This window comes from Sulfitobacter sp. G21635-S1 (assembly GCF_027213915.1).
Taxonomy (GTDB): domain Bacteria; phylum Pseudomonadota; class Alphaproteobacteria; order Rhodobacterales; family Rhodobacteraceae; genus Sulfitobacter.
Map to the genome: position 1 here is coordinate 184,729 of NZ_JAPWGV010000002.1, position 26,178 is coordinate 210,906.

The window sequence follows — 26,178 nt, forward strand, 5'->3', positions numbered from 1 at the left end:
CCACCGCCCCGCTAAAGCGCGGCCATGCCCCGATATGCCCTGAAAATCGAATACCACGGCGCGCCCTTCGTTGGCTGGCAAAGGCAGACGAACCTGTCCTCGGTTCAGGGCGCGATCGAAGCGGCCCTGGCCCGGCTGGAACCGCGCACCCACAACATTGTCGCCGCCGGACGCACCGATGCGGGCGTGCATGCGCTGGCGCAGGTGGCCCATTGCGACATGGCGGATGACTGGGACCCGTTTCGCCTGTCGGAAGCGCTGAACTATCACCTCAAGCCGCAGCCCGTCGCGATCCTTGATTGCAAGGCCGTGCCGGATGATTTTCACGCGCGCTTTTCAGCGCTGGAACGGCGGTATCTTTTCCGCATCCTGTCGCGCCGCGCACCTGCCGTGCACAGCGCCGGTCTGGTCTGGCAGATCAAACACCGGCTGGACCTTGAGGCCATGCGGGAGGCGGCGGGGATTCTGCTTGGAAAGCACGACTTTACCACCTTTCGTTCAACCGTTTGTCAGGCGGACAGCCCGGTCAAGACGCTGGATCACCTGACCATTGCCCAGGTTGAGGCACCCGGCGGCGTGGAATACCATTTCGATGTGCGCGCACGGTCGTTCCTGCACAATCAGGTCCGCAGCTTTGTCGGCTCGCTGGAGCGGGTCGGCACCGGATCATGGCAGCCGCAGGACATGCAAAAGGCACTCGATGCCCGCGACCGGGCGGCCTGCGGTCCGGTCTGCCCGCCACAGGGGCTCTACCTCGCGCATGTCGGCTATCCGGACGATCCCTTCGCCTGAGGCGGTGCCAGACTTTTCAAAAAGTCTGGGCCGATTTTTTCAAAAAAATCGTCATCTTGCGCGGGGTTGTTCAGCTCGGCTCATCCCATGTACCATGGTGGTTTCCGGCCATGTCCAGCCGCCCGAACCCGTGATGCCCGAAGAAATCCCGCTGCGCCTGTATCAGGTTTGCGGTCCCCCGCGCCCGGCGCATCGTATCGTACCACGCCAGCCCCGCAGAGAGCGCAGGCAGCGCCACGCCCATGGAGACCGCCGCCACCAGCACCCGCCGCAATGCCGGGATCGCTTCCTGCAACTGGGTGCGGATTGCGGGGGCCAGGATCAGGTGGCCGTGAGGCAGCTCCCCGCGAAAGGCTGACGCAAGGTCATCCAGCAAGGCGGAGCGGATGATGCAGCCGGCCCGCCAGATCTCTGAAATCCGGGCCAGATCCAGCTGCCAGCCGAATTCCCCGGAAGCCGCCGACAGGATGCGGAATCCCTGCGCATGTGACAGGATGCGCCCCGCCAGCAGCGCCAGCTCCAGGTCCCTCTCAGGGGGCATCTGCGCGTCCAGCGCACCCGCTGCCAGCATCGGCTCCGCCGCCGCGCGCATGTCCTTTTCCGAGGACCAGCCGCGCGCGCCCACCGCCGCCTCGATGGTGCTGGCCGATTGCCCCATCCTCAGGGCCTCGATCAGGGTCCAGCGGCCGGTGCCCTTTTGACCCGCCTGATCGCGGATCACATCGACCATCGGCTGCCCCGTCTCCCTGTCGGTGGAGGACAGCACGGTCGCGGATACATCCATCAGGTAGGATTGCAGCGGCCCCTCGCGCCAGCCCTCAAAGAGCCTGCCGATGCTCTGCGCCGTTTGTCCGGCACCGTCGCGCAACAGCCCGTAAACTTCTGCAATCATTTGCATATCGGCATATTCGATGCCGTTGTGAACGGTCTTGACGAAATGGCCCGCCCCGTCGGGCCCCAGATGCGCAACGCAGGGCTCGCCCTCGAATCTCGCGGCAATTGCCTCCAGCATCGGTTGCAACTGGGTCCAGGAATGACCGGTGCCGCCCACCATCATCGAAGGGCCGTGACGCGCGCCCTCCTCGCCGCCCGATACGCCCATGCCGACGAAATGCAGCCCCTTGTCCTTCAGCGCAGCCGCGCGTCTGCGGGTGTCGTTGAAATCGGCATTTCCGCCGTCGATAATGGTATCGCCCGGGTCCAGCAGGGGTGCGATCTCGGCAATCATCGCATCCATCGGCGCGCCCGACGGGATCATGAACAGGATCGACCGGGGGGTGGCAAGCGCCGCGACGAAACCGGCCAGTGCCGGGGTGCCGACCAGGCGGTCGGCCAGCGGCCCCGCTTCCACCAGGAACGGGTCGATCCATTCCGCCTCCCGGTTGGACACCGCAACGGTGAATCCGCTCTCTGCCAAATTCAATGCCAGAGCGGAACCCATTGTCCCCAAACCGAAAACACCTATATCTGCAGTGGCGGTCATGATTGCTCCCTCAATTGTTTGTCCGCAGAGTGGTCGCTGGACCCGCAAGGTGCAAGCCAACAGATTGGATTTGCCTTTCGGCGGGGAATAAGTTATCCACAGGCAGATACAAGACGATGATATTAATAAGAAATTAACAGGCAAACCAGATGATACACGCCTTTCGCCTCGCCTGGACCGAGATGGTCCTTCCTATTCTGAAACGCCCCAAGCGTTTGCAGGTCGCGGCCCTGTGCTATCGCGACACAGCGGAGGGCAAGCGCGTGCTGCTGATCACCAGCCGCGACACGGGCCGCTGGATCGTGCCCAAGGGCTGGCCGATCGACGGGCTGGACGGCCCCGGTGCCGCCCTGCAGGAAGCCTGGGAAGAGGCCGGCGTGCGCAAGGCCGAGATCGAAAGCGATCCTGTGGGATTTTACTATTATGCCAAGGGCATGACCGAAGGTCTGACCATCCCGGTCGAGGCGCAGGTCTATCTGACGCGAGTCAAGGAACTGGGCGAGGATTATCCGGAGGCGGATGTGCGCAAGCGCGCCTGGTTCACCCCCGAACGGGCCGCCGAGCTGGTCGAGGAACCTGACCTGCAGGACATGCTGCGCGCCCTCTGAAGCGCCTGACGACCCCCCGTGATCCCACAGCACACTTGCGCGCGAAGGCCCGCTGTGCCAACCGGTGGAACCCATAGACATGTCACCGGGGGAGACAACAGGTATGAGCAGCCGACCGAAGGGCAGCCAATGGAAGACGCTGGATACCGACCTTAATCGGATTTCGCAGGTCGAACAGGCCACGGCCTATGTGTCGCGGCCCCTGGTCGCCACCGGGATCGCGCTGGCCTTCATGGTGCTGGCCGGCGTGATGGCCTCCATATTTTTCGGTCAGACCCCGCAGAACTTCGTGGTGATCGCCGCCGCCGTCTTTGGCGCCTACATGGCGGTCAACATCGGGGCAAATGACGTTGCCAACAACATGGGTCCGGCGGTCGGGGCGAATGCCCTGACCATGGGCGGGGCCATCCTGATCGCGGCCCTGTGCGAAAGCGCGGGCGCCCTGCTGGCGGGGGGCGACGTGGTCTCAACCATTTCCAAAGGCATCATCGACCCTGCTTCCATCGCGGACACGCGGATTTTCATCTGGGCGATGATGGCGGCGCTCATTTCCTCTGCCCTCTGGGTCAATCTGGCCACCTGGGTCGGGGCACCCGTCTCGACCACCCATTCGGTTGTGGGCGGGGTCATGGGGGCCGGTATCGCAGCGGCAGGGATGTCTGTGGTGAACTGGCCCTCCATGGGCATGATCGCGGCAAGCTGGGTCATCTCGCCGGTGCTGGGGGGTGTCGTGGCGGCAGGCTTCCTGGCCTTCATCAAGGCGCGCATCCTCTACCAGGAGGACAAGATCGCCGCCTCGCGGACCTGGGTGCCGGTGCTGGTCGGGCTCATGGCCGGCGTCTTTGCCACCTATCTCGCGCTCAAGGGTTTGAACAAGGTCGTCACCATCGGCATGTCCACTGCGCTGATCATCGGCGTTCTGGTGGGTCTGGCCACCTATGCCATTTCCGCGCCGCGGATCCGGCGCAAGTCGGAAGGGATGGAGAACCGCAACAAATCCGTCAAACTGCTCTTTGGCCTGCCGCTGGTCTTTTCGGCGGCGCTGCTCAGCTTTGCCCATGGGGCCAATGACGTGGCCAATGCGGTCGGGCCCCTGGCGGCCATCGTGCATGCCAGTGAATTCGGCGGCTTCGAAGCCAAGGTCAGCATCCCGCATTGGGTCATGGTGATCGGCGCTTTCGGCATCTCTTTCGGGTTGTTCCTGTTCGGGCCCAAACTGATCCGCATGGTCGGCAGCCAGATCACCAAACTGAACCCGATGCGCGCCTATTGCGTGGCGCTCTCTGCCGCCATCACGGTAATCATCGCCTCCTGGCTGGGTCTGCCGGTCAGTTCGACGCATATCGCTGTCGGCGGGGTCTTCGGTGTCGGCTTCTACCGCGAATGGCATATGGAGCGGCGGTTGCGCAGACCGGATGTCACTGTCGGCACCGTCAAAAGGATCGCGCCAGAGGAACGCCGCCGCCGCAAGCTGGTGCGCCGGTCGCATTTCATGACCATCGTCGCGGCCTGGGTGATCACCGTACCGGCGGCGGCAACGATCTCGGCGCTGATTTTCCTGGTTTTGAACGTCGTGACGAACTGACTGCCGCCCGGGATCAGGCCTGCTGATCCAGGGGCCGCGCAGCGGTGCGTTTCAACTCGGCCCGCAATGCGGCGGCGGGCAGGTTGGGCAGGCCCTGACCTGCGATTTCAGCCGTCTCGATCAGTTCGGCCACCAATCGTGCAACCGGTGTCCTGCGCCCCATTTCCGCGCCCATGCGGATAAGCTCGCCCTGCAGCGCGTCGATCTCTGTCGGGCGATGTGCCATCAGGTCATAGGACATGGAGGCGCGGGCCTGATCGTCGATCGTCAGCATCTGTGCGGCCACCCGCGTAAAAAGCGGCGTGGGCAACCGAAAGATCCAGGGGACGGCACCGACGGAAACCGGCGTTGTCGAGGCAGGCGAAATCCCCTTGGCGCGCAGCACCGCCAGCGCCTCGGCCCATTGATCGGCCATCAGCCGCCGCCAGCCCCTGTCGTGCAGCTGCGCCTTCAGCGGCAGGCCGCTGAGCGCATTCAGCGCATTGTTGAGGTTGATCAGGAACTTGCCCCATTGCACCGCGTCGATATCGCGGCTTTCCCTGACCCGCAGGTAAGGCACGCTGAGCAAGGCCCCCAGATCGTCCGGCCCGGCACCGATGACGATATCGCCGCTGGTCGCGCGGTGATAGCCGCCCTGCCCCATCGGGACCACGTTGAATGGCACCATCCCGCCGCGCAGGTCGCGGCCCGGCAGGAGGCGCTGCAGCGTCACGACATTGGTCACCCCGTTCTGAAGGCTCACCACCGGGCATTTCGCGGGCGCATGCCGGTCGATCAGCCGCGCGATCTGCGCGGTGCTGCCCGATTTGACCGTCACAAGGATCAGATCGGCATCGGCGAGGCAGGCAGGGTCTTCCGACAGGGTCATCCTGTCGCCGCTGACCTTCTGCGCCATGCCGTCGAAATCCGTCAGGGTCAGCCCGTGGGTATGTATCTCCGCCGCGACCCTTGGCCGGAGCAGCAAGGTCACCTGTGCCCCCGCCGCCGCCAGCACCCCACCTACGAAACAGCCGATGGCACCCGCACCGGCTATGACGATATTGGGGTCTGCGCGCATTGCGGTCCTATCGGCCCAGACAGTGGCGCATGATGGCCTTTTGCGCGTGCAGGCGGTTCTCGGCCTCGTCGAAGATCACCGAATGCGGCCCGTCCATGACGGCGCTGGTCGCTTCATCCTCGCGGTGGGCGGGCAGGCAATGCATGAACAGGGCATCCTCCTTGGCCCGCGCCATCAGCGCCTCGTTCACCTGATAGCCGCGCAACTGGTTGTGGCGGCGCTCGCGGGCCGACTGGGGGTCATGCATGCTGACCCAGGTGTCCGTCACCACAAGGTCCGCGCCCTCGACCGCCTTGTTGGGATCGCGTTCCACCGTATAGAGCCCGGCAAGCGCCGGTTCCGGGTCAAGCGGTGGCGGGCCGGTAAAGACCAGATCAAAGTCGAACTGCTTGGCCGCATGGGCGAAGCTGGCAAAGACATTGTTGCCATCGCCCGACCAGACAACGCGCTTGCCCTTGATCGGGCCGTTGTGTTCCTCGAAGGTCATGATATCGGCCATGATCTGACAGGGATGGCTGCGGTTGGTCAGCCCGTTGATCACCGGCACGCTGGCGTATTCGGCCATGTCCAGCAGGGTCTGTTCCTCGAAGGTACGGATCATGATCAGATCCACATAGCGCGACAGCACGCGGGCGGTGTCCGCGATGGTCTCGCCATGGCCCAGCTGCATGTCGGCCCCCGAGAGCACCATGGTCTGTCCGCCCATCTGACGGACCCCAACGTCAAAGGACACGCGGGTCCGGGTGGAGGGTTTTTCAAAGATCAGGGCGACCATGTGGTCCTTGAGCGGCAATGTGTCGTCCGGCGCGCCCTTGGGCCGCCCGTTGCGGGATTGTTTCATCGCGGCGGCATTGTCGATGATCTGCCGCAAATCGGCGGAATCGGTTGTGTTGATGTCGAGAAAGTGTGTCATGTCAGTCTCTTACTTGGCGACCGCACGCCCGTGGCGGGCGGAGTCGCAGGGATATTTATGGGCCAAAAAGAAATCAGGACCCGGCAAGCGCGCCAGCGGCCCGATCAAGGCGGCTGACCGCTTCGGCGATCTCCTCGTCGGTGATGTTCAGAGGCGGCAGCAGGCGTACCACATTATCGGCAGCGGGCACGGTTATCACCTCGACGCCGTAACCGGCGGCCACCAGATCGGCGGGGGCGATCTTGCATTTCAGACCCAGCATCAGGCCCGATCCGCGGACCTCTTCCAGCACATCCGGGTGGCTGGCCACCAGCCCCTCCAGCTTTTGCCGCAGCAGCCCCGCCTTGCGGTTCACCTCTGCCAGAAAATCCGGGTCGGCAACGATGTCCATCACCGCGCAGCCCACGGCACAGCCCAGCGGGTTGCCGCCATAGGTGGAGCCATGGGTGCCTGCCGTCATGCCGCTGGCCGCCTCCTCGGTCGCCAGCACGGCGCCCAGGGGAAAGCCGCCGCCGATGCCCTTGGCCACCATCATGATGTCGGGGGTCACGCCCGCCCATTCATGGGCGAAAAGCTTGCCGGTCCGCCCCACGCCGCATTGAACCTCGTCCAGGATCATCAGGATGCCCTTTTCGTCGCAGAGGTCACGCAGCCCCTTGAGACAGGCATCGGGTAGCGGGCGAATGCCGCCTTCGCCCTGCACCGGCTCGACCAGCACGGCGCAGGTCGTGTCGGTGAGCGCGGCGTTCAATGCCTCGTGGTCGCCAAAGGCAAGATGGACAAAGCCGGGCAGCAGGGGGCCGAACCCCTTGGTCATCTTCTCTGACCCGGCGGCGGCAATCCCGGCAGAGGACCGGCCATGGAACGAGCCGTCGAAGGTGATGATCTCGACCCGCTCGGGCTGACCCTTGTCGTAGAAATACTTGCGCGCCATCTTCACCGCCAGTTCGCAGGCCTCCGTGCCCGAGTTGGTGAAAAAGACGGTATCGGCAAAGCTATGTTCGACCAGCTTGTCCGCCAGCGCCTGCTGTTGCGGGATCTGGTAGAGGTTCGAGGTGTGCCAGAGGGCGCCGGCCTGATCCGTCAGCGCCTTGGTCAGCGCCGGGTGTGCGTGGCCCAGCGCGTTCACGGCAATGCCTGCGCCGAGGTCCAGAAAACGTCGTCCGTCCGCCTCGATCAGCCAGGTGCCTTCGCCCTTCACAAAGCTGAGGGGCGCACGGTTATAGGTCGGCAGGACAGAAGAGATCATCTGAAGTTTCCTTGGATAGGGCCGCGAAAAGCCCAAATGGGCATGGGCGGCGTGCTGGGTCAAGAGATTTGGGGAGGTGCAATGCACCATGGATCAGACCTGCGGTCGGCAGGTCACGCTGGGCTGTTTCAGCCGCGGCGTCGTCGGGACGGGATATGTCGCATCGTGATCATGACGCATTCATTACGCCGCATTTCGCCTTTTGCCCAGCCCGAAAATGACGTCTTGTCTCTGCACATTGTTGCGGCCATACCGGCCGCATGTATCAGGCCAGGGTCCAGAACAACGCGCTTGCCGCCGGCTTGATCGGGGTGGCAACGGCCTTCATCGCGGCGACGACCCTGATGGCCAAGGCCCTGGGCGGTGACACCTTCGGCGCGCCCCTGCCCGCGCTGCAGATCAGCCATGGCCGATTCCTCTTTGCCTTTGTGGTGATCGGCAGTGCCACGCTGATCCTGCGCCCCGCCCTGGAGCGGCCCCACTGGGGCCTGCACATCGCCCGGACCGCCTGTGGCTGGGGCGGGATCACGCTGATGTTTGCCTCTGTCGCCTTCATCCCGCTGGCGGATGCCACGGCAATCTCTTTTCTCAACCCGGTGTTTGCGATGATGCTGGCAATCCCGCTGCTGGGCGAGAAGGTCGGGCGCATCCGCTGGTCCGCCGCGGCAATGGCGATGGCCGGTGCGGCCGTGCTGCTGCGGCCCACGCCCGACAGTTTTCAGCCCGCCGCGCTGCTGGCATTGGGGGCGGCGATGGTCATGGGGATGGAACTGATCTTTATCAAGAAACTGGCCCGGCGCGAAAACCCGTTCCAGATCCTGCTGGTCAACAACTTCATCGGCCTTGGCATCGCGACGCTGGCGGTGCTGCCGGTGTGGCAGCCACCGACCACGGCGCAATGGGCCGTGCTGGCGGGCATCGGTGGTTGCATGGCGCTGGCGCAGACCTGTTTCGTCAATGCCATGGCGCGCGCCGACGCCAGCTTTGTCGCGCCCTTCAGCTATGCCACGCTGATCTTTGCCACCCTCTATGACATCGCGTTTTTCGGGGTCATCCCGGATGCGGTTTCGCTTCTGGGCGCTGCCATCATCATCGCCGGTGCCGTCCTTCTGGCCCTGCGCGAGGCGCGGCTGAAACCGGAGCCGCCCCGGCCCACAACCGCGGTGTGACGCATCGTCCCTTGCACCCGGCAGTGGAGTGATTAGAATAGGGGCCTGACTTTGACAAAGCGGCCACTCAAAAAGGGCCGCTTTTTAACTGGGGAAACCTGCGATGTCCTGGACCGATGAGCGTGTTGAGACGCTGAAAAAGATGTGGGGCGAAGGCCAGTCCGCGAGCCAGATCGCCAAGGAACTTGGCGGCGTGACGCGCAATGCCGTGATCGGCAAGGTGCATCGTCTGGGCCTGTCGAACCGCGCCACATCCGGGGCCGCAGCGGCCAAACCGGAAACCAAGCCGAAGCCGGAAGCCAAACCCAAGGCGCCGCCGAAGCCCGAAAAGCCCGAGATGAAGACCGAAGCGGCAGCACCGCCCCGGTCGAACCTGCCCGCCCGCAAGCAGATCATTCCCGCAGGCCAGCCGCTGCCCCCACAGCCTTCGGCCAACGAGATCAGCCCGGAAGCGCTGGCAAAGGTCAACGAGGTCGAGAAGAAGGCCAAGAAGATCGGCTTGATGGACCTGACCGAGCGGACCTGCAAATGGCCCGTCGGCGACCCGGCGACCGAAGATTTCTGGTTCTGCGGGCTGCCCGTCAAACAGGGCAAGCCCTATTGCGAAGCCCATGTCGGGGTGGCCTTTCAGCCGATGTCGGCACGGCGCGACCGCCGCCGCTGAGCCGGACTTCCCGCAAAAACTTCGCCAGGTTCCGTCAGGCATTCAGACATCAGCAATGAGAAGCTGATGGGTTCCCCGTGGGGAACCCAATACATCGTTAATAATCCTTTTTATTTGCATAACGCTGCGCACGGGGCGAGAGAGACCCTTGCCGAAGCGTTTCTGGACATACCTGGTCCAGTTGTTTGCCGCCGCTCCCCTCGATGGAACGTGCAACGTGACCTGCGACGTTTCAGGTTTGTCCCGAAACTCTGTAGCGCAGGACTGTCCTGCAACAAAGCCAACGCGCACGTGAGTTGCGCCCTGCCGCGCCGCGTGGTTGATAATCCTGTCACCCTGCTGGAAAGGCCCCGCCATGCCCGATACGATCCGCGCCGCCGATGCGCTTGCCCGCCGCCTTTATGCCGCAGGGTGCCGTACCGCCTTTGGCATGCCGGGGGGCGAGGTGCTGACCCTTATTGATGCGCTGGAAAAAGCCGGGATCAGGTTCATTCTGGCCAAACACGAGAATGCCGCCGGTTTCATGGCCGAGGGGGTCCACCACCGCGACCTTGCCCCGGCGATCCTGGTCGGCACCATCGGGCCCGGCACGCTGAACGGCGTCAACACGGTGGCCAATGCCCTGCAGGATCAGGTGCCGCTGATCGTGCTGTCGGGCTGCATGGATGCGGATGAGGCGCAAAGCTATACCCATCAGGTGCTGGATCAGGCTGCGGTTTTCAAACCGCTGACCAAGGCCCAGTTCACCCTGAACGCCGGCGCCGCGCATCTGATCGCGGACAAGGCTGTCGCCATCGCCACCGAAGGGCGTCATGGCCCCGTTCATATCGACGTCCCGATTTCCGTGGCAGAGGCCCAGGTGCCGGCCGAGCCCCCTGCCCCGCGCGCGCCTGCCGCTGCCCGCGCGCCCCATGGGGCTGACCTTGCCACCGCAAGGGACTGGCTGGCGCAGGCGCGCCGCCCGGTGATGATCGTCGGTGTCGATGTCTTGAACGAAGGGGCGCAGAGCGCCGTTCAGCAATTCGCCGAAGACCACCATGTGCCGGTCATCACCACCTACAAGGCCAAGGGCATCCTGCCCGAGGATCATGCGCTGTCGCTGGGCGGCGCGGGCCTGTCCCCCCTTGCGGATCAGCATATTCTGCCCTTTGTGCAGGCCGCCGACCTGGTGCTTTGCGTCGGCTATGACCCGATCGAGATGCGCCCCGGCTGGCGCAATGTCTGGGACCCGCGGCAAAAGCACGTCATCGACATCAGCGCCGTGCCAAACCACCATTACATGCATCAGGGGACGCTGAATTTCGTCACCGATTGCGCGCCGACACTTGCCGCCCTCTCCGAGGGGCTGGACACGGATGAAACCTGGCCGGAGGGAGAGATCTACCAGCTCAGGACCGCACTGGCATCGGCCTTTCGCCGGGACGAGGACTGGGGCCCTGCCGCGATCATCGACAGCTGCCGGAAAATCTTGCCGCGCAACACGATTGCCAGCGCAGACAGCGGCGCACACCGCATCCTGCTGAGCCAGATGTGGGAATGTTATGCACCCCGCGACCTGATGCAATCTTCCGCGCTTTGCACCATGGGCTGTGCCCTGCCGCTGGCCATCGGGGCAAAGCTGGCCGCGCCCGACCGGCCTGTTGTCTCCTTCTCAGGGGATGCCGGCTTCCTGATGGTGGTTGGCGAGCTGGCCACCGCCGCAGAGCTCGATATTGCGCCGATCTTCGTGGTCTTTGTCGATGCCTCGCTGGCGCTGATCGAAAAGAAGCAGCGTGAGCGGCAACTGGCGAACTTTGGCGTCGATTTCGCACAGCACAACTTTGCCGCGATGGGCGTCGCCTTTGGCGGCGTCGGGGTCACGGTGCGTGACCGCGCAGGATTGGAAGCGGCTCTGACAGAGGCTTTGCGCGCGGATAAATTCACCGTCATCGCTGCGCTGATCGACAGGGGAGCCTATGATGGCCGTATCTAGTATGGCGGAAACGAAATGCGCATCATTTCGTTTCCGCCATGCCACGGGCGATTGCTGAACTGGGCATCGATTCGTTGCAAAAATAGGCACATCGCCTTGCAACCTAACGATTTTGCGCAGGAACCCGCTCAGCCCGGAGCAGGTTTCGGCGGGTTTTGTCACAATCGCTCACGAAACCGGATAGGCCCTTCACGTTGGCGTGTGACACAGCCATGTGCGGTCCCGGGCTGCCTCTTTGACAGTATGGTACCGGCACCCGAAAGCTGCCCGGAAGGCCATCTTGATGACGAACGATATCTGCAATGCGCCCGTCGCACTGACACGCCCGGCTGCGCTGCGAAGCTGGAATGCGATGATCCGCGCGTTTCTGGCGCACAAGCCCGAGACGCCGCAACACCTTGGCGACACCCTCGCCGCCGCACCCGATTTTGCCATGGGACATGCTGCCCGTGGCCTGTTCTCGTTGATGATGGGCCGGGCCGAACTGTGGCAAGTGGCCGAGGATGCCCGCACGGCTGCCCATGAGGCTGCCCGGAACACGCAGATCAGCCCCCGCGAAAAGGGCTGGCTCGACGCGCTGGATCATTGGCTGGCCGACAGCCCCACGGGCGCCATCGCAGCCCTTGAAGGTATCCTTGATCACTGGCCACAGGACACGCTGAGCGCCAAGGCAAGCCACGGCATCCGCTTTATCCTTGGGGATGCGTCAGGCATGCGCAGATCGGTGGAACGGGTGCTGCCCGCCCATGCCGCCGACCACCCGCTGCGCGGCTACCTGCTGGGCTGTCATGCCTTCACGCTTGAGGAAACGGGCGAATACGCGGCGGCGGAACGGGCGGGCCGCGAAGGGTTGGCCCTGGCCCCCGACGATGCCTGGGGTCTGCACGCCATCGCCCATGTCCACGACATGCGCAACGAGGCGGATGCCGGGATCGCCCTGATCGAGGATTTCCGCAGCGCCTGGGAAGGCAGCAACAACTTTCGCTATCACGTCTGGTGGCACAAGGCGCTGCTGCATCTGCACCGGGGAGAGCTGGATGTGGCGCTGGCGCTTTATGACAGCCAGATTCGTGCCGACAAGACGGACGACTACCGCGACATCGCCAATGCCACCTCGCTGCTGATGCGGCTTGAGCTGGACGGGGTCGATGTCGGGCAGCGCTGGGACGAGCTGGGCGCCCTGGCCCAGAATCGCATCGACGATGGCTGCATCGTCTTTGCCGACCTGCATTATCAGCTTGCGCTGGCCGGTGCCGGCAAGGGCCGCGCGGCGCAGGAGATGGCCGACCGCTTTGCCCGCGATGCCCGCCAGAGCGGTGATATGGCCGCGCGGGTCGCCGATCCTGGCCTCTGCGCGCTGGCCGGTCTCACCGCCTTTGCCGAAGGCCGCTATGGCCATGCGTTTGAAAACCTGAGCGCCGCACGGCCGAAAATGCAGAGCATCGGCGGAAGTCACGCGCAACGTGATGTTTTTGAACGAATGACCATTGACGCAGGCCTGCGCGCGGGCCATTTCCACGCGACAGAACAGATCCTTCTGGACCGGCTGGCATTGCGTGACGGTCATGCGGACCGCTTTGCCGAAAGCCGGTTTGACCAACTGTCACGCATGCGACGAATTCCCGCTCAATAGCTTCGAGAACCCTCAACTAAATGACAATCGCCGACACCACCCACGTGCCTTCTCGCCCCGTCACCGCCCTGGGAGCGCAGGCACCTGCCCGCGTCCGTGACCTGCGGCTGGATTTCTTCCGCGGCCTTGCGATGTTCATCATCCTGTTCGCGCATACGCCCGGCAACCTGCTGTCTCTCTGGATCCCAGCGCGCTGGGGCTTTTCGGATGCGACCGAGATTTTCGTGTTCTGCTCGGGCATGGCCTCTGCCATCGCCTTTGGCGGGGCCTTTGCCCGCGTCGGCTGGTTTCTGGGCACGGCGCGCGTGCTGTTCCGGGTCTGGCAGGTCTACTGGGCACATGTCGGGCTGTTCTTTGCCACCCTGGCGATGACCGTCTACCTGACCGACCTCGATATCACCGGACAGAACTACTGGGGCCAGCTGAACCTCTGGCCGGTCTTCGTGGAAAGCGACAAGTGGGAGAACTCGAACATCCTGCTGTCCTTCATGACACTGCGCTACGTCCCGAACTATTTCGACGTCCTGCCGATGTACATGATCGTGCTGCTTCTGATGCCGCTGGTCATGGCGCTGGCACAGGTCGACAAACGTCTGGTCGCGGCCTTTGTCATCGGCATCTGGCTGCTGGCACAGGACGCTCTGCTGCAGGCCCTGGGGCTGGGAGCCTGGCATCTTGAATTCCCGGCAGAGCCATGGTCGGACCGGGGCTGGTTCTTCAACCCCTTCGGCTGGCAGCTGATCTTCTTCACCGGCTTTGCCTTCATGCGGGGCTGGCTGCCCAAACCCCCGGTCACGCCGCTTCTGTTTGGCCTGGCGGCCTTTATCGTGATCGCCAATATCCCGTTGTCCAACATCGGTGTGAGGGAGCTGGAACTGGGATGGGCCGCCGACTGGCGCAAGGCCAATGCGGCCCTCTTTGACAAGACGGATTTTGCCATCCTGCGCTACGTTCACTTTCTCAGCCTTGCCTATATCTGCTGGGTGCTGGCAGGGGATCAGGGCAAGAACCTTCTGGCACGCGGCACGGGTGCTGCGGCACGCCTGCGCGAGGGTCTGTTGACCGTGATCCTCAAGGTCGGCCAGCAAAGCCTTGCCGTATTTGTCTTCAGCATGTTCACCGCGCGCGTCCTGGGCTTTGTCATGGATGTGATCGGGCGCGGTGTCTTCATCACCCTGGCCGTGAACCTGGTCGGCTGCGCCCTGCTGGTCGCCGTGGCCTATGGGGCAGGCTGGTTCAAATCCCAACCCTGGCGTCAGAAGAGGGCCACATCATGATCCGCCGCGACGTACTGAAAGCAATTGCCGCCCTGGCCGCCCTGCCCGCCACAGCCTGGGCGGAGGACAACAGGCTTGCCCTGAAAGAGACGGCTGCACCCTTTGGCCCCGATACGGTCACCAACCGCGCGCGCATTCTGGCCAGCAAGCCCTATGCCCCGCGCCCGATGATTCCCGAAGCCTGGCGCAAGCTGACCTATGACCAGTACCGACAGATCTGGTTCGACGGGCGCAACGCCCTGTGGGAAGGCACCGACGTGCCACAGCGGGTCGATGTGTTCCCGCCCGGTCTCTATTTCCCGCAGGCCGTGGCGATGCATGTCGTGGCAGAGGGCGAGGCAAGGCCCATCGCCTTTGACATGGGGGTCTTTGACAGGACCGACCAGTTCCCCGATCTTCCCGTGGATGACACCCTGGGCTATTCCGGCCTGCGCTTGCGGGCAGAGCTGGAAAAGCAGGGCATCTTTCAGGAATACGCCGTGTTCCAGGGGGCCAGCTATTTCCGAGGCATCGGAACGGGCGAAACCTATGGCCTGTCGGCACGGGGCCTTGCGCTGAAAACCGGCGATCCGGCAGGCGAGGAATTTCCCGATTTCACCGCCTTCTGGCTGGAACGTCCCGCGGCCGACAGCAACAGCCTGGTGCTGCATGCCCTGCTGGACAGCCCTTCCTGCACCGGTGCCTACCGGTTCGAGATCACCCATGGTCCCGTCCTGCAGATGAAGGTCCGCGCAACCCTTTTCGCCCGCGAAGAGCTGACCCACCTGGGCATTGCGCCGCTGACCTCGATGTTCCTGTTCGACGATACCATGCGGCAACGGTTCTCGGATTTCCGTCCGGCGGTGCACGACAGCGACGGCCTGCTGATGCACAACGGCATCGGCGAGGTCATCTGGCGCCCGCTATCCAACCCGCTGAACCTGCAGATCAGCAGCTTCGTGGACAACAACCCGCGCGGCTTCGGTCTGTTGCAGCGCAAGCGGCAGTTCTCGGACTTCAACGATCTGGAGGCGCTTTATCACAACCGCCCCGCCGTCTGGATCACACCCGGTGAAGACTGGGGCAAGGGCGCCGTGACCCTGGTCGAGATCCCGGCCGATCTTGAGATCTACGACAATATCGTCAGCTACTGGCGGCCTGCCACCCCGCTGCCCGCCGGGGCGGAACACAAGATGAGCTATACCATGCACTGGGGGGCCGACCCCGTGGCGGTCACTGCGGATGTGCCGGTCAAGGTCCTGAACACCGCCATCGGCGGCAGGATGGAGGGCGGTCAGGTCGTGGTGATCGACTTTGCCCCCGGTCCCGAAGTGCCCGAAGACCTGTCGGAGATCGAAGTTGTCATTCGCGGGGGCGAAGTTCCGCTCACACCGGGGATCCTGCAACGCAACCCCGAAACCAACGGCCCGCGTCTGGCGTTTACGTTTCAACCCGAAGATGCAGCCTTCGCGGAATTCCGCGCGCAACTGCGCCTCGCGGGGGAACCGTTAAGCGAAGTCTGGTTATACCGTTGGACTAGAACATGATTGAACATCCGCCGACTGACGACACCATGCCAAGCCGGGCACCGCTGGCCATGCAGATACAGGATTTTTCACGCCCGCCCGTCCGCCGCGCGACGACGGTCCAGCCCCGTTCGCTCGGCTGGCGCCTGGCGGTGTTCGGCCCGGCACTGATCGGGACCGGCCTGCTGATGTACGGGCTTTACGGCTGGCTGGCCGGTGCCGGGATGACCTGGCTCGAATGGGCCCTGCTCAGCATGATCGGGGCGACCTTTGTCTGGGTGACGCTCTCGGTCAGCACCGTGGGCGTGGCGATTGCCGGATTGCTCGCGCGGCAACGTGCCGACGAACGAGCGCCGGATGCGGTGCGTTCCCTCGACGTGGCCCTTCTGGTGCCCGTGTACAACGAGGTGCCATGGGACGTTTTTGGCAACGCCACCGCCATGCTGGCCGATCTGCACCGCCGCGCCGGGCCACACCGCTACACGCTTTTCATCCTGTCCGACACGCGCGACGAGGCGATTGTCGCGCAGGAAGAGCGTGCCTTTGCCCAGCTGCGGGCCGAAGCGCCCGCGGGCATGAACGTATACTACCGCCGCCGCGCCACGAATACGGACAAGAAAGTCGGCAACCTGGTTGACTGGATCACCGGCTGGGGCGCCGCCTATGAAGGCATGGTGGTGCTGGATGCCGACAGCCTGATGACCGGCCGGGCCATCGACAGGCTTGCAAGTGAACTTTCCGCAGACCCCGACGCGGGGCTGATCCAGACCTTCCCGATGCTGATCGGGGCCAATACATTGTTCGCCCGCATCCAGCAGTTCTCCAACATCGCCTATGGCTGGCTGCTGGCCGAGGGGCTGGCCCTGTGGGCACGCAACGAAGGCAATTACTGGGGTCATAACGCGATCATCCGCACCCGTGCCTTTGCCGAAAGCGCCGGGCTGCCCTACCTCACGTCGGGCGGACGCAACGACCTGATCCTCAGCCATGATTTTGTCGAGGCGGGCCTGCTGCGCCGCGCGGGCTGGCGGGTGCGTTTCCTGCCCCGCGTCACCGGCAGTTTCGAGGAAACCCCCGGCACGCTGATCGACTATGTTGTGCGCGACCGGCGCTGGTGCCGGGGCAACCTGCAGCACCTGCGCCTGCTGGGCACGGCGGGGCTGCATCCGGTGTCTCGGTTCCACCTGTTTCACGGGGCGGTCGCCTATCTGCTGTCACCGGCATGGTTTGTCCTGCTGGTGATCTGGTCCCTGCTGGGCAAGGACGCGGACACCAATGTGGTGCGCTATTTCAATCAGGCGAACCCGTTCTTCCCCGACTGGCCCCCGGCAATGAGCCATATCGACAGCGCGGTCTTTCTGGTGATCATGTACGCGATGCTTCTGACCCCCAAGGTGGCGGGCGCGGGCATCATCGCCTTTACCCCCAGGGCCGTCGCGGTTTTTGGCGGCAAGGGTGCCTTTCTGGGGTCCTTCCTGGTGGAGGTGGCCCTTTCGGTGGCCTATGCCCCGATCCTGATGATCCAGCAGACCAAGGCGGTTCTGAATGCCGCATTGACCCGCAGTGAACCATGGGCCCCGCAGCAGCGCGGAGCAAAAGGCTATCCGCTGCGCACGCTGATCGGCTTTCACTGGCTGGAAACACTGCTGGGCCTGCTGTTGCTGTCCGGGCTTGTGGCGGGGCTGATCTCGCTCTGGCTGGTGCCGATTGTCTTCAGCCTTGTCATGGCGGTGCCCCTCTCTGCCCTGTCGAGCGTGAACCTCGCAGGTGTGACGCGCCGGGGCTTTCGGATGGACAGCCCCAATACCCTGCGCGAACCGGCCATCGTTGCGCAGGCGCGGCGCGCGCGGACACAGATCAAGTCCCGGCTGCTGGCCATCGAGAAGGTCGCGGCGGAATAGCCGCGCGCCCTGCACACCGGCGCGCGGTCATTGCATGACCGGCAATCCGCGCGCCAGCCACCCCGGCCCCGCACCGGAACCCAACATGCCTTCGGGCACATCCAGAATCGCGGTGAATCCGGCCTGGGACAGACGTTTGCCAAGCCGCGCGGAGCGGACCCCACGGGCGCAGATCAATGCAACGGGCCGCGCCCTGTCGCCGCCAGCCTCCGCCAGAAGCGCCTCGACAAAGTCATCCCGCCGCAGATCAAGCGGGACCGCGCCCAGCGGAATGCCCGTGGCCTGCCATTCATCCGGCCGTCGGATATCCACCAACAGGATCTCGCCCAGCTGCGCCCGTGCCAAAGCCTCCGGCGCGCTCAGCGCATCCTCACCGATCTCGGCCCCAATGTTGTACCAGCGCGCCGCAAATATGCCGGTGGCCACGACCGCAACCGCCCCCAGCAGGAAACCCCGCCGCAACATGTGCGACGGGGTTCGGGAAGGTTCGGCGCGAGGTTTCAGTTGACCGGTGCCGAAGAGGTGAACTTCGGTATCGTGCTGGTCGACCGCTCCTTGGGCTCGATGGAGACCCAGTTGCTCTCAGCCAGGTTGATGTTGCCGGGAATGTCTTCCTCCCAGAAACTCACCACGTTCTTGCTGATGTTCAGGTAGAGCTTTCCATCAACAATGCGCCAGAGGTTCGGATTGCCCGGCACCTTGCCGCCCTTGGCGACCCCATAGGCGCAATGTCCGTCATATTGCGGCGCATATTTCGCCGGGTCGGCCAGAAAGGCTTCGCGGTTTTCTTCCGAGGAGAATGCGAATGTCGCGCCGTTATACTCCGCGGTGATGGCCGCCTTGCCGGGCACGGCTGCCGGCTGTGGCTGGCCCGGATCGGACTGGGGCAGATCGAAATAGGCGACCACATCGTAACCCGACGCGGCAAAGCCCGTTTCATCAATATATTGATCCCCCGCAAAGGCCTGTGTGGCAAGGGTCAGCGCCGTGGCGGCTGCGGCAAGGGTCAGTGTAAATCTGGTCATATTTCAATTACTCCGTGAACGTTGCGTTGCACCAAGGCTACGCATGCGCCTGCGCCATCGCATCCCACAAACCCGTGACCTCGCAGCCCCGTGAGGCAATCTATCATGCCCCGTGATCAAACTGCCCGATTATTTCAGGATCGGCGGCTTTGCCGGGTCCGACCCCGGCGGCAAACGCGGTGTTTGTTGCAGGGCCTCCCCCTGCGGCAGGTCGAACCGCAAACCGACCTTCGCCAGTTTTGCCACCACCGGATCGGAAGGCGCGAAGAAACCCACGTCCATCGCACCCGCCTCGATCCCGGAAAAGGTCAGCGCCTCGGAGGCCGCGCGCACCAGCGCATCCTGCGCGCGCGGGATCGCCCCGACAAAGGCCAGCAGGTGCCCGCGCCCGCCCCCCGCATATGAGACCCCCACCAGGAAAGCCCCCGCTGCCATCGCCGTTGCCGTTGCCAGCTTGGCGTCGATCGCGGCAATCAGGGTTTCGGGCAGCCCCTTTGGCGGCAGGACCTGTTCGATGCGGGCCTCGACCTCGCCCGGCGCATGGGCCAGCGTGTCACGCAGCCAGTCCAGCGCCTCCGCGGGCAACAGGATTTCAGAGGGCGCCACCCCGACATTCACCGCCATGCCCAGCGGCTGCCCTTCCAGCATCCCCGCGATGGCGCGCCCCGACAGGGCGACATAGGGCGCAGGCTCCCCCACATAGGCGCCCAGCCGCGCGGCCCGGTCAAAGACCAGCACATAGGTGTCATCCAGCAGGACCGGGCTGATCTGATCCCCCTCCGGCTCCGCCTCAAGCAGCAGATACAGTTCCGCATCCGCGATCCGCTCGAAAAACCGCAACCGGGCGGTGTCGTCATCCTGTGCCGCGGTCATGGCGGCATGGGCGGTGTCCAGCGGGGTCGGGTCAGTCATTCAGCACCTCTGCAACGGCGGCACGCAGCCGGGGCAGAACCTCGGCTTCGAACCACGGGTTTTTCTTCAACCACCCGGTATTGCGCCAGGACGGATGAGGCAAGGCAAAGACGCCCGGCGGATGATCGCGCCAATCGGCAACCGCCTGCCTCACTGTCCTGAATCCGGGCAGATGATAGCGCATCGCATGGCCGCCGATCAGCACCGTCAGGTGGATGTCCGGCACCACCTCCAGCGCCCGCGCCCGCCAGGTCCGGGCGCAGATGGGTGGCGGCGGCAGATCGCTGCCCTTGGCGTCATAGCCCGGAAAACAAAAGGCCATCGGAATCACCGCAACCTTGCCGAGGTCATAGAACTGCGCCTCATCCAGTCCCAGCCAGTCACGCAGACGATTGCCCGAAGCGTCCCGGAACGGTTTGCCCGCCTCATGCACGCGCAGCCCCGGCGCCTGACCGGCAATCAGGATGCGCGCACCGGGGGCAAACCACACCACCGGCCTGGGCGCATGCCTCGTGGCCGTCGCGGCAAACCGCGCCGCGCAGAGGCTGCATGCCCGCAATTCATCACGCATATCCGACATGACATCCAGATACACCACCGCACCGTTCTGCCAAACCCCGGTTTCATTGTTCTTCAAATACACATCGCAACCGCGGCAAAGAACACTTCGAGAATTATAGAAATAAAACTTGCGCCACAATTTCATTTCTATATTTCTAGAAATATGAAATCCGAATCGCATATCGCCCCGCCCCTCACCCTGGCCGCTGCCAGCTTTGCCGCTCTCGGCTCCGAACAGCGCCTGTCCGTCCTGCGCAGCCTGGTCCGCGCAGGGCCAGAGGGGCTCAGCATCGGGGCGCTGGGGGATCGGACCGGCGTCACCGGCTCCACCCTCACCCACCACCTGAAACTGCTGGCCGCTGCCGGTCTGGTCAAACAGACACGGTCGGGCCGCTCCACCATCTGCGCCGCCGTCGCCTATGACGAGATCCAGGCGCTTGCGCATTTTCTGCTGACCGAATGCTGTGCCGATGCCTCGGCCCCCTGCAAGGACCACGACCATGGCTGACACCACCCAGACCTCACAAACCCTCAGCGCCGCGCTGCGCTGGCGTCCCGGCGCATGGGCCTTCACCCTCGCGATCCTGGTGGCACTGGCCCTCTTCGACCTGCCGCAGCTTGTCCCGACCCTGGTGTTCGCGGGCAAGGCGCTGGCGGGCACCGCCCCCTTCATCGCCTTTGCGGTCCTGGCCGTGGCCTATCTCAAGGCCAGCGGGGCCGAAACGCTTCTGGCCCGCGCCTTCGAGGGGAACCCGGCGCGGATGATCGTCATGGCAGCGCTGCTGGGCGGGCTGTCGCCCTTCTGCTCCTGCGAGGTCATCCCCTTCATCGCGGCCCTGCTGGCAGTCGGCGCGCCGCTGGGCGCGGTCATGGCCTTCTGGCTGGCCTCGCCGCTGATGGACCCGGCGATGTTCGCCATCACCTCGGGCACGCTGGGCTGGGATTTCGCCATTGCCAAGACCCTGGCCGCCGTCGGCATCGGCATGTTCGGCGGTTTCGGTGTCATGCTGGCCGCGAACACGCCGCTCTTTGCCGATCCGCTGCGCGAACGCCCGGCGGTGGGCGGTTGCTGCGGCGTCAGGAAACCCTTCTCCGGCCAGCCCGTCTGGCGCTTCTGGCAGGAGGGCGCGCGCCGCGAGGTGTTCCGTGACACCGCCATGGACAACGCGCTGTTCCTGATCAAATGGCTGACCCTGGCCTATGTGGTCGAGGCGCTGATGCTGACCTATGTGCCTGCCGACTGGATTGCCGGCGTGCTGGGCGGCACCGGCCTGATGCCGATCCTGCTGGGCGCGCTGGTGGGGGCACCGGCCTATCTGAACGGCTATGCCGCCGTGCCGCTGGTGGATGCGCTGCTGGCGCAGGGCATGACACAGGGGGCCGCGATGTCCTTTGTCATCGCGGGCGGGGTCAGCTGCATCCCGGCGGCCATTGCGGTCTGGGCGCTGGTCAAACCGCGCGTCTTTGCCGCCTATATCGGCTTTGCCCTGATCGGCGCGATCATTGCCGGGCTGCTCTGGCAAGCGGTGGCCTGACCGCTACATCGCATGACAAGCGGGGCTGCACGCGCTGCCGCCCCACCCAATAGGGACAGGAAGACCATGGCGCACGACCATCATCATCACATTGATCCAGAAGCGGGCGACGCCAAGGTGGCCTTTGCCATCGCGCTGAACATGGCGCTGACACTGGCACAGATCATCGGCGGCGTGATTGCCGGCAGCCTGTCGCTGATCGCCGATGCGCTGCACAACTTTTCGGACGCCATCGCGCTGATCATCGCCTTCGGTGCGCGCAAGATCGCCCGCCGCCCGGCAGATGCGCAGATGACATTCGGCTATGGCCGGATCGAAGCCGTCGCGGCGCTGGTCAATTACACCACCCTGATCGTGATCGGCCTCTACCTGGTTTACGAGGCGGTGATGCGCTTTTTCGAACCCTCCGCGGTGGCGGGCTGGATCATCGTGATCGTGGCGGGAATCGCGCTGGCGATCGACCTGGCGACGGCGGCGCTGACCTATACGATGTCCAAAAGCAGCGTGAACATCCGCGCGGCCTTTTTGCACAATGTGGCCGATGCGCTTGGCTCCGTTGCGGTGATCCTGGCCGGGACCCTGGTGATCCTGTTCGGCTGGACCTGGGTCGATCCCGCGGCGACCTTGCTGATCGCGGGCTACATCCTGTGGCAATCACTGCGCGAAATGCCTGCCGTGATGCGCATCCTCATGCTGGCCAGCCCGCCCGATCTGGACACCGCTGCCGTGATCGACACCGTTCAATCCACCCCGGGCGTGGCCAGCACCCATCATGTCCACCTGTGGATGATGGGCGAACATGAAACCGCGCTGGATGCCCATGTGGTACTGGACCCGGGCGCCCCGGCCGATGCCACCCGAAGCGCGGTGAAAGCCCGTCTGGCCGCAGCCCATCACCTGCACCATTCCACGCTCGAAATGGAAACCCGCGAGCACGCCTGCCGGGCTCCCCTGCTGATCGGCCACTGACCTGCCGTGCCGCGTTGTACATTTGTTTCCTAATGAGACATAATGTGGACAAAATTGGGCACTAGGGCTGACCCAAGCCACGGCCAACGGGGCACTCGGATCAGATCAGACACCGCGAGCGAAACAGGCATGCTGGAATTCGAAAACGTCTCCAAGTCCTTTTGGACCGGAACCCAACACAAGGTGATCCTTGACCGGGTTTCCTTCAAGGTGGAACTGGGGCGTTCACTGGGCATCCTGGCCCCCAACGGCACCGGCAAGACAACGCTGATCAACATGATGGCCGGCCTTGAAAAGCCGGACGAGGGCGAAATCAGGCGCGGCTGCAACATCTCTTTCCCGCTGGGCTTCATGGGCGGTGTCGTCGCCAAGGTTTCGGCGATGGAAAATGCCCGTTATATCGCACGGCTTTACGGGCTGGACCCGGATTATGTGGAAAGCTTCTGCCGCTGGCTCTGCGGGCTGGGCGAATATTTCGATCAACCGCTGGGCACCTATTCGGCTGGCATGCGGTCGCGGTTTTCCTTCGCGCTGATGCTGGCGCTTGATTTCGACATGTACCTGATCGACGAAGGCATGCCTGCGACAACAGATGTTGAGTTCAACCGCAAGGCGGGCGATATCCTTCAGGAACGTCTGCGCACCACCACGATCATCATCGTCTCGCACCAGGCGCAGACGCTTGAGAAATTCGCACGTTCAGCCGCCGTTCTCCTGAACGGGCAGCTGCATATGTTTGACACCTTGGAAGAAGCGAAACAGCTCTATGACTACGAAACCCAAGGCTCGTAAGTTCCGCATCAAGCGGAGCGTGCCCCCCATGCCGACGGCAGATCATGCCGAAATTGGCAGTGCGCAGCCGAAAGAGCATGTTACGCCCGAACGCCCCGCCACATCCGCGCGCCCTGCAGGGCCGCGTCCCGTCCCGGTATCCGGTGCCAGGCCCGCAGCGCAGGCGCCTACCGCCTCGCAGCCCAAGGCCGGGGCCGAGGACAGCGCGCCGCAGGACACCCTCCGCAGTGGCGAGGTTTCTTCCCCCAAGGAAGTGGCGGGCGAGCTGGACATGGATGCGATCCGCCGCGAGGGGCTGACCGGCCGTCAGCTGCGCATGGCGCGGCGCGTGGCGCAGAAACACGGGCTTGCGCCCACCTCCGACTTTGACGCGGTGCGCCTGCTGCGGTCCAAGGGGATCGACCCCTTCCAGCGCTCGAACATGCTCGAACTGGTGGTGCCGCAGGCCGGTGGAGAACAGCGCGACGGCGGCCCCGGCGACATGATGGCGCAATTGCCCGCACAGCAGGGCGGTGCCGGAACCGGCCGCGTGCAACTGCCCCAGACCGTGCCGGCGGGCGGCGGCATCAACCTGCCCTCGACCGAGCTGAGCCCCGCCGAACGCCGCCAGCGCGAAATCGGCGACATCCAGCGCGACATCTCGCGCCGCCGCCGCCGCAAGCTGGGGCTGCTGATGGTGCGGCTGGCGTTCTTTGTCATGCTGCCGACCTTTGCGGCAGGGTATTATTTCTACAAGGTTGCGACCCCGATGTATGCGACCACCAGCCAGTTCCTGATCATCCAGAGCGAAGGCACCAGCACCAGCCCCTTTGGCGGGCTGCTGCCGACGCAATTCGCAAACTCGGCGGACAGCATCGCGACACAGGCCTATCTGCAATCCAAGGACGCGATGCTGCGCCTGGATGCGGACGCCAATTTCAAGACGCATTTTTCGAATGCGGACGTGGACCCGATCCAGCGCCTGACCGATGATCCGACCAATGAAGAGGCCTATAAGGTCTACAAGAAGAACGTGAAGATCGGCTATGATCCGACCGAAGGCGTCATCCGGATGGAGGTCATTGCCGCCGATCCGCATGTCTCTGCCGATTTCTCGCGCAACCTGCTGAAATACGCGGAGGAACGCGTCAACAACCTGTCCAAGAAAAAGCGCGAAGACGGGATGGCTGACGCGGTGCAGGGGCTGGAGCAGGCGATGGACAAGCGCCGCGCCGCCCAGCAGAACCTGATCGAGCTTCAGGTGCAGAACGGTGTGGACCCCGAGGCCGAAATCATCGCGATCAGAACCCAGATCACCACCTACGAAGGATTGCTGATCGAAAAGGAACTGGAACTGGCCGCCCTGCTGGACAACACCCGCCCCAACAAGGCCAAGGTCGATGGCGCACAGGGCGACGTGCGCCGCCTGAACGAACAGCTGGACAAGCTGAATGCCAAGCTGAATTCGGCCACACAGGGTGAGGATTCACTGGCCAAGAAAGCGGTTGAACTGCAACTGGCCCAGGCCGATCTGGTTGCGGCGGACACCAACCTGCAACTGGCCCAGACCGGGCTGGAGGCCGCCCGCGCCGAGGCCAACCGTCAGGTGCGTTACCTGACCGTTGCGGTGGAACCGGTGGCGCCACAAGAACCCACCTATCCGCGCAAATTCGAGAACACGATCTTGGCTTTCCTGATCTTTGCAGGCATCTACCTCATGCTGTCGCTGACATCGGCGATCCTAAGAGAACAGGTAACCTCATGACGCAAGTTCCCGTTGGTGACATCCTTATCGGCAATGACCGCCCGCTCACGGTGATCGCCGGCCCCTGCCAGCTGGAATCCGAGGATCATGCCCAGATGATCGCGGGCCGGATGAAAGAAGCCTGTGCAGCAGCCGGGGCGCAATATGTGTTCAAGGCAAGCTATGACAAGGCCAACCGCACCTCGCTTTCGGGCAAGCGGGGCCTGGGCATTGATCAGGGGTTGAAGGTACTGGAATCCGTCGCACGCGCCAATAATGTGCCGGTGCTGACCGACGTACACACCGAGGAACAATGCGCGATTGCGGGCGCGGTTGTGGACATCCTGCAGATCCCCGCCTTCCTCTGCCGCCAGACCGACATGCTGCTGGCCGCCGGAAAGACCGGCAAGGCGGTGAACGTCAAGAAGGGCCAATGGCTTGCACCCTGGGAAATGGGCAATATCGTCGACAAGATCAAATCGACCGGCAATGAAAAGATCCTGCTGACCGAACGCGGCACCTCCTTTGGCTATAACACCCTTGTGACGGATATGCGCAGCCTGCCCCAGATGGCACAGACCGGCTACCCGGTGGTCATGGATGCAACCCATGCGGTGGCCTCTCCCGGCGGCAAGGGGACGTCATCGGGCGGACAGCGCGAATTTGCGCCGGTGCTTGCACGCGCCGCCGTGGCCATTGGCGTGGCAGCGGTTTTCATGGAAACCCATGAAGACCCCGACAACGCCCCCAGCGACGGGCCGAACATGGTCTATCTCGACCAGATGCCGGGTCTGATCGCCAGCCTGATGCGCTTTGACGCGCTGGCCAAAGAATTTCCCCTGTCTTTCTGATA

The 26,178-nt window shown here is 64.0% G+C and carries 24 protein-coding genes; 16 read left to right on the forward strand and 8 right to left on the reverse strand.

What is annotated here, in order from left to right; translation table 11 throughout:
* Window positions 1-24: 24 nt before the first annotated feature.
* Window positions 25-792 carry a tRNA pseudouridine(38-40) synthase TruA gene (truA, locus tag O4H53_RS03160; RefSeq protein WP_269361337.1) on the forward strand — a complete coding sequence of 256 codons (768 nt, stop codon included), beginning with the start codon at window positions 25-27 and terminating at the stop codon, window positions 790-792.
* A gap of 70 nt (window positions 793-862) precedes the next feature.
* On the opposite strand, the gene gndA is transcribed toward truA, so the two are convergent.
* A complete protein-coding gene (gene gndA, locus O4H53_RS03165; protein WP_269361339.1) occupies window positions 863-2,275 on the reverse strand; it encodes an NADP-dependent phosphogluconate dehydrogenase in 1,413 nt (470 codons plus the stop codon).
* Window positions 2,276-2,424: 149 nt separating this feature from the next.
* Between gndA and O4H53_RS03170 the strand changes: the two genes are divergently transcribed.
* The gene (locus tag O4H53_RS03170; RefSeq protein ID WP_269361341.1) at window positions 2,425-2,883 is read left to right on the forward strand and encodes an NUDIX hydrolase; all 459 of its coding nucleotides are present in this window, start codon (window positions 2,425-2,427) and stop codon (window positions 2,881-2,883) included.
* 103 nt (window positions 2,884-2,986) lie between these two features.
* Window positions 2,987-4,468, forward strand: a complete 1,482-nt coding sequence (locus O4H53_RS03175; protein WP_269361343.1) for an inorganic phosphate transporter — start codon at window positions 2,987-2,989, stop codon at window positions 4,466-4,468.
* A 13-nt stretch (window positions 4,469-4,481) separates the two neighbouring features.
* Here the strand turns inward: O4H53_RS03175 and O4H53_RS03180 are convergent, their stop codons facing one another.
* The 3 genes from O4H53_RS03180 to O4H53_RS03190 all read right to left on the reverse strand — a co-directional run bounded on the left by O4H53_RS03180 (window position 4,482) and on the right by O4H53_RS03190 (window position 7,687).
* A complete protein-coding gene (locus O4H53_RS03180) occupies window positions 4,482-5,525 on the reverse strand; it encodes a 2-dehydropantoate 2-reductase (protein ID WP_269361344.1) in 1,044 nt (347 codons plus the stop codon).
* Between the two features lie 7 nt (window positions 5,526-5,532).
* Complete coding sequence (gene argF / locus O4H53_RS03185) at window positions 5,533-6,438, reverse strand: ornithine carbamoyltransferase (protein ID WP_269361346.1); 906 nt, start codon at window positions 6,436-6,438, stop codon at window positions 5,533-5,535.
* Window positions 6,439-6,511: 73 nt separating this feature from the next.
* Complete coding sequence (locus O4H53_RS03190) at window positions 6,512-7,687, reverse strand: aspartate aminotransferase family protein (protein ID WP_269361347.1); 1,176 nt, start codon at window positions 7,685-7,687, stop codon at window positions 6,512-6,514.
* Between the two features lie 260 nt (window positions 7,688-7,947).
* Between O4H53_RS03190 and O4H53_RS03195 the strand changes: the two genes are divergently transcribed.
* From O4H53_RS03195 to mdoH, 7 genes are all read left to right on the forward strand, one after another.
* On the forward strand, window positions 7,948-8,856 hold the full coding sequence (locus O4H53_RS03195; protein ID WP_269361349.1) for a DMT family transporter: 909 nt from the start codon (window positions 7,948-7,950) through the stop codon (window positions 8,854-8,856).
* A 103-nt stretch (window positions 8,857-8,959) separates the two neighbouring features.
* Window positions 8,960-9,520 (forward strand): GcrA family cell cycle regulator, encoded by a 561-nt coding sequence (locus O4H53_RS03200; RefSeq protein WP_269361350.1) that lies wholly within the window; start codon window positions 8,960-8,962, stop codon window positions 9,518-9,520.
* 355 nt (window positions 9,521-9,875) lie between these two features.
* Entirely contained in the window at window positions 9,876-11,492 is a 1,617-nt protein-coding gene (locus tag O4H53_RS03205; protein WP_269361351.1) for a thiamine pyrophosphate-binding protein, read from the forward strand.
* Between the two features lie 283 nt (window positions 11,493-11,775).
* Window positions 11,776-13,125 carry a tetratricopeptide repeat protein gene (locus O4H53_RS03210; RefSeq protein WP_269361353.1) on the forward strand — a complete coding sequence of 450 codons (1,350 nt, stop codon included), beginning with the start codon at window positions 11,776-11,778 and terminating at the stop codon, window positions 13,123-13,125.
* Window positions 13,126-13,145: 20 nt separating this feature from the next.
* Entirely contained in the window at window positions 13,146-14,402 is a 1,257-nt protein-coding gene (locus tag O4H53_RS03215; RefSeq protein ID WP_269361355.1) for an OpgC family protein, read from the forward strand.
* The gene (locus O4H53_RS03220) at window positions 14,399-15,928 is read left to right on the forward strand and encodes a glucan biosynthesis protein G (RefSeq protein WP_269361356.1); all 1,530 of its coding nucleotides are present in this window, start codon (window positions 14,399-14,401) and stop codon (window positions 15,926-15,928) included. Before O4H53_RS03215 ends, O4H53_RS03220 begins: the two co-directional genes overlap by 4 nt.
* Window positions 15,925-17,808 (forward strand): glucans biosynthesis glucosyltransferase MdoH, encoded by a 1,884-nt coding sequence (gene mdoH, locus O4H53_RS03225; RefSeq protein WP_240313054.1) that lies wholly within the window; start codon window positions 15,925-15,927, stop codon window positions 17,806-17,808. The genes O4H53_RS03220 and mdoH overlap by 4 nt, the downstream gene beginning before the upstream one ends.
* 27 nt (window positions 17,809-17,835) lie before the next feature.
* Here mdoH and O4H53_RS03230 read toward each other — a convergent pair whose 3' ends face one another.
* The 4 genes from O4H53_RS03230 to O4H53_RS03245 all read right to left on the reverse strand — a co-directional run bounded on the left by O4H53_RS03230 (window position 17,836) and on the right by O4H53_RS03245 (window position 20,325).
* Entirely contained in the window at window positions 17,836-18,273 is a 438-nt protein-coding gene (locus tag O4H53_RS03230; protein WP_269361358.1) for a rhodanese-like domain-containing protein, read from the reverse strand.
* 35 nt (window positions 18,274-18,308) lie between these two features.
* Window positions 18,309-18,833, reverse strand: coding sequence for a YHS domain-containing (seleno)protein (locus tag O4H53_RS03235; RefSeq protein ID WP_269361360.1), 525 nt, complete (start codon window positions 18,831-18,833; stop codon window positions 18,309-18,311).
* Window positions 18,834-18,962: 129 nt separating this feature from the next.
* Window positions 18,963-19,745, reverse strand: a complete 783-nt coding sequence (locus O4H53_RS03240) for an SseB family protein (RefSeq protein WP_269361362.1) — start codon at window positions 19,743-19,745, stop codon at window positions 18,963-18,965.
* Window positions 19,738-20,325 (reverse strand): uracil-DNA glycosylase family protein, encoded by a 588-nt coding sequence (locus O4H53_RS03245; protein ID WP_269361363.1) that lies wholly within the window; start codon window positions 20,323-20,325, stop codon window positions 19,738-19,740. Before O4H53_RS03245 ends, O4H53_RS03240 begins: the two co-directional genes overlap by 8 nt.
* A gap of 144 nt (window positions 20,326-20,469) precedes the next feature.
* On the opposite strand from O4H53_RS03245, the gene O4H53_RS03250 reads away from it, so the two are divergent.
* From O4H53_RS03250 to kdsA, 6 genes are all read left to right on the forward strand, one after another.
* Window positions 20,470-20,814, forward strand: coding sequence for an ArsR/SmtB family transcription factor (locus O4H53_RS03250; protein ID WP_269361365.1), 345 nt, complete (start codon window positions 20,470-20,472; stop codon window positions 20,812-20,814).
* Window positions 20,807-21,841: a permease gene (locus O4H53_RS03255; protein ID WP_269361366.1), complete on the forward strand. Its 1,035-nt coding sequence runs from the start codon at window positions 20,807-20,809 to the stop codon at window positions 21,839-21,841. Before O4H53_RS03250 ends, O4H53_RS03255 begins: the two co-directional genes overlap by 8 nt.
* 66 nt (window positions 21,842-21,907) lie before the next feature.
* Window positions 21,908-22,810, forward strand: a complete 903-nt coding sequence (locus tag O4H53_RS03260; protein WP_269361368.1) for a cation diffusion facilitator family transporter — start codon at window positions 21,908-21,910, stop codon at window positions 22,808-22,810.
* A gap of 129 nt (window positions 22,811-22,939) precedes the next feature.
* Complete coding sequence (locus tag O4H53_RS03265; protein ID WP_114275243.1) at window positions 22,940-23,602, forward strand: ABC transporter ATP-binding protein; 663 nt, start codon at window positions 22,940-22,942, stop codon at window positions 23,600-23,602.
* Window positions 23,577-25,346: a capsule biosynthesis protein gene (locus O4H53_RS03270; protein ID WP_269361371.1), complete on the forward strand. Its 1,770-nt coding sequence runs from the start codon at window positions 23,577-23,579 to the stop codon at window positions 25,344-25,346. The genes O4H53_RS03265 and O4H53_RS03270 overlap by 26 nt, the downstream gene beginning before the upstream one ends.
* Complete coding sequence (gene kdsA, locus O4H53_RS03275) at window positions 25,343-26,176, forward strand: 3-deoxy-8-phosphooctulonate synthase (protein ID WP_269361372.1); 834 nt, start codon at window positions 25,343-25,345, stop codon at window positions 26,174-26,176. Before O4H53_RS03270 ends, kdsA begins: the two co-directional genes overlap by 4 nt.
* The last annotated feature ends 2 nt before the right edge of the window (window positions 26,177-26,178 follow it).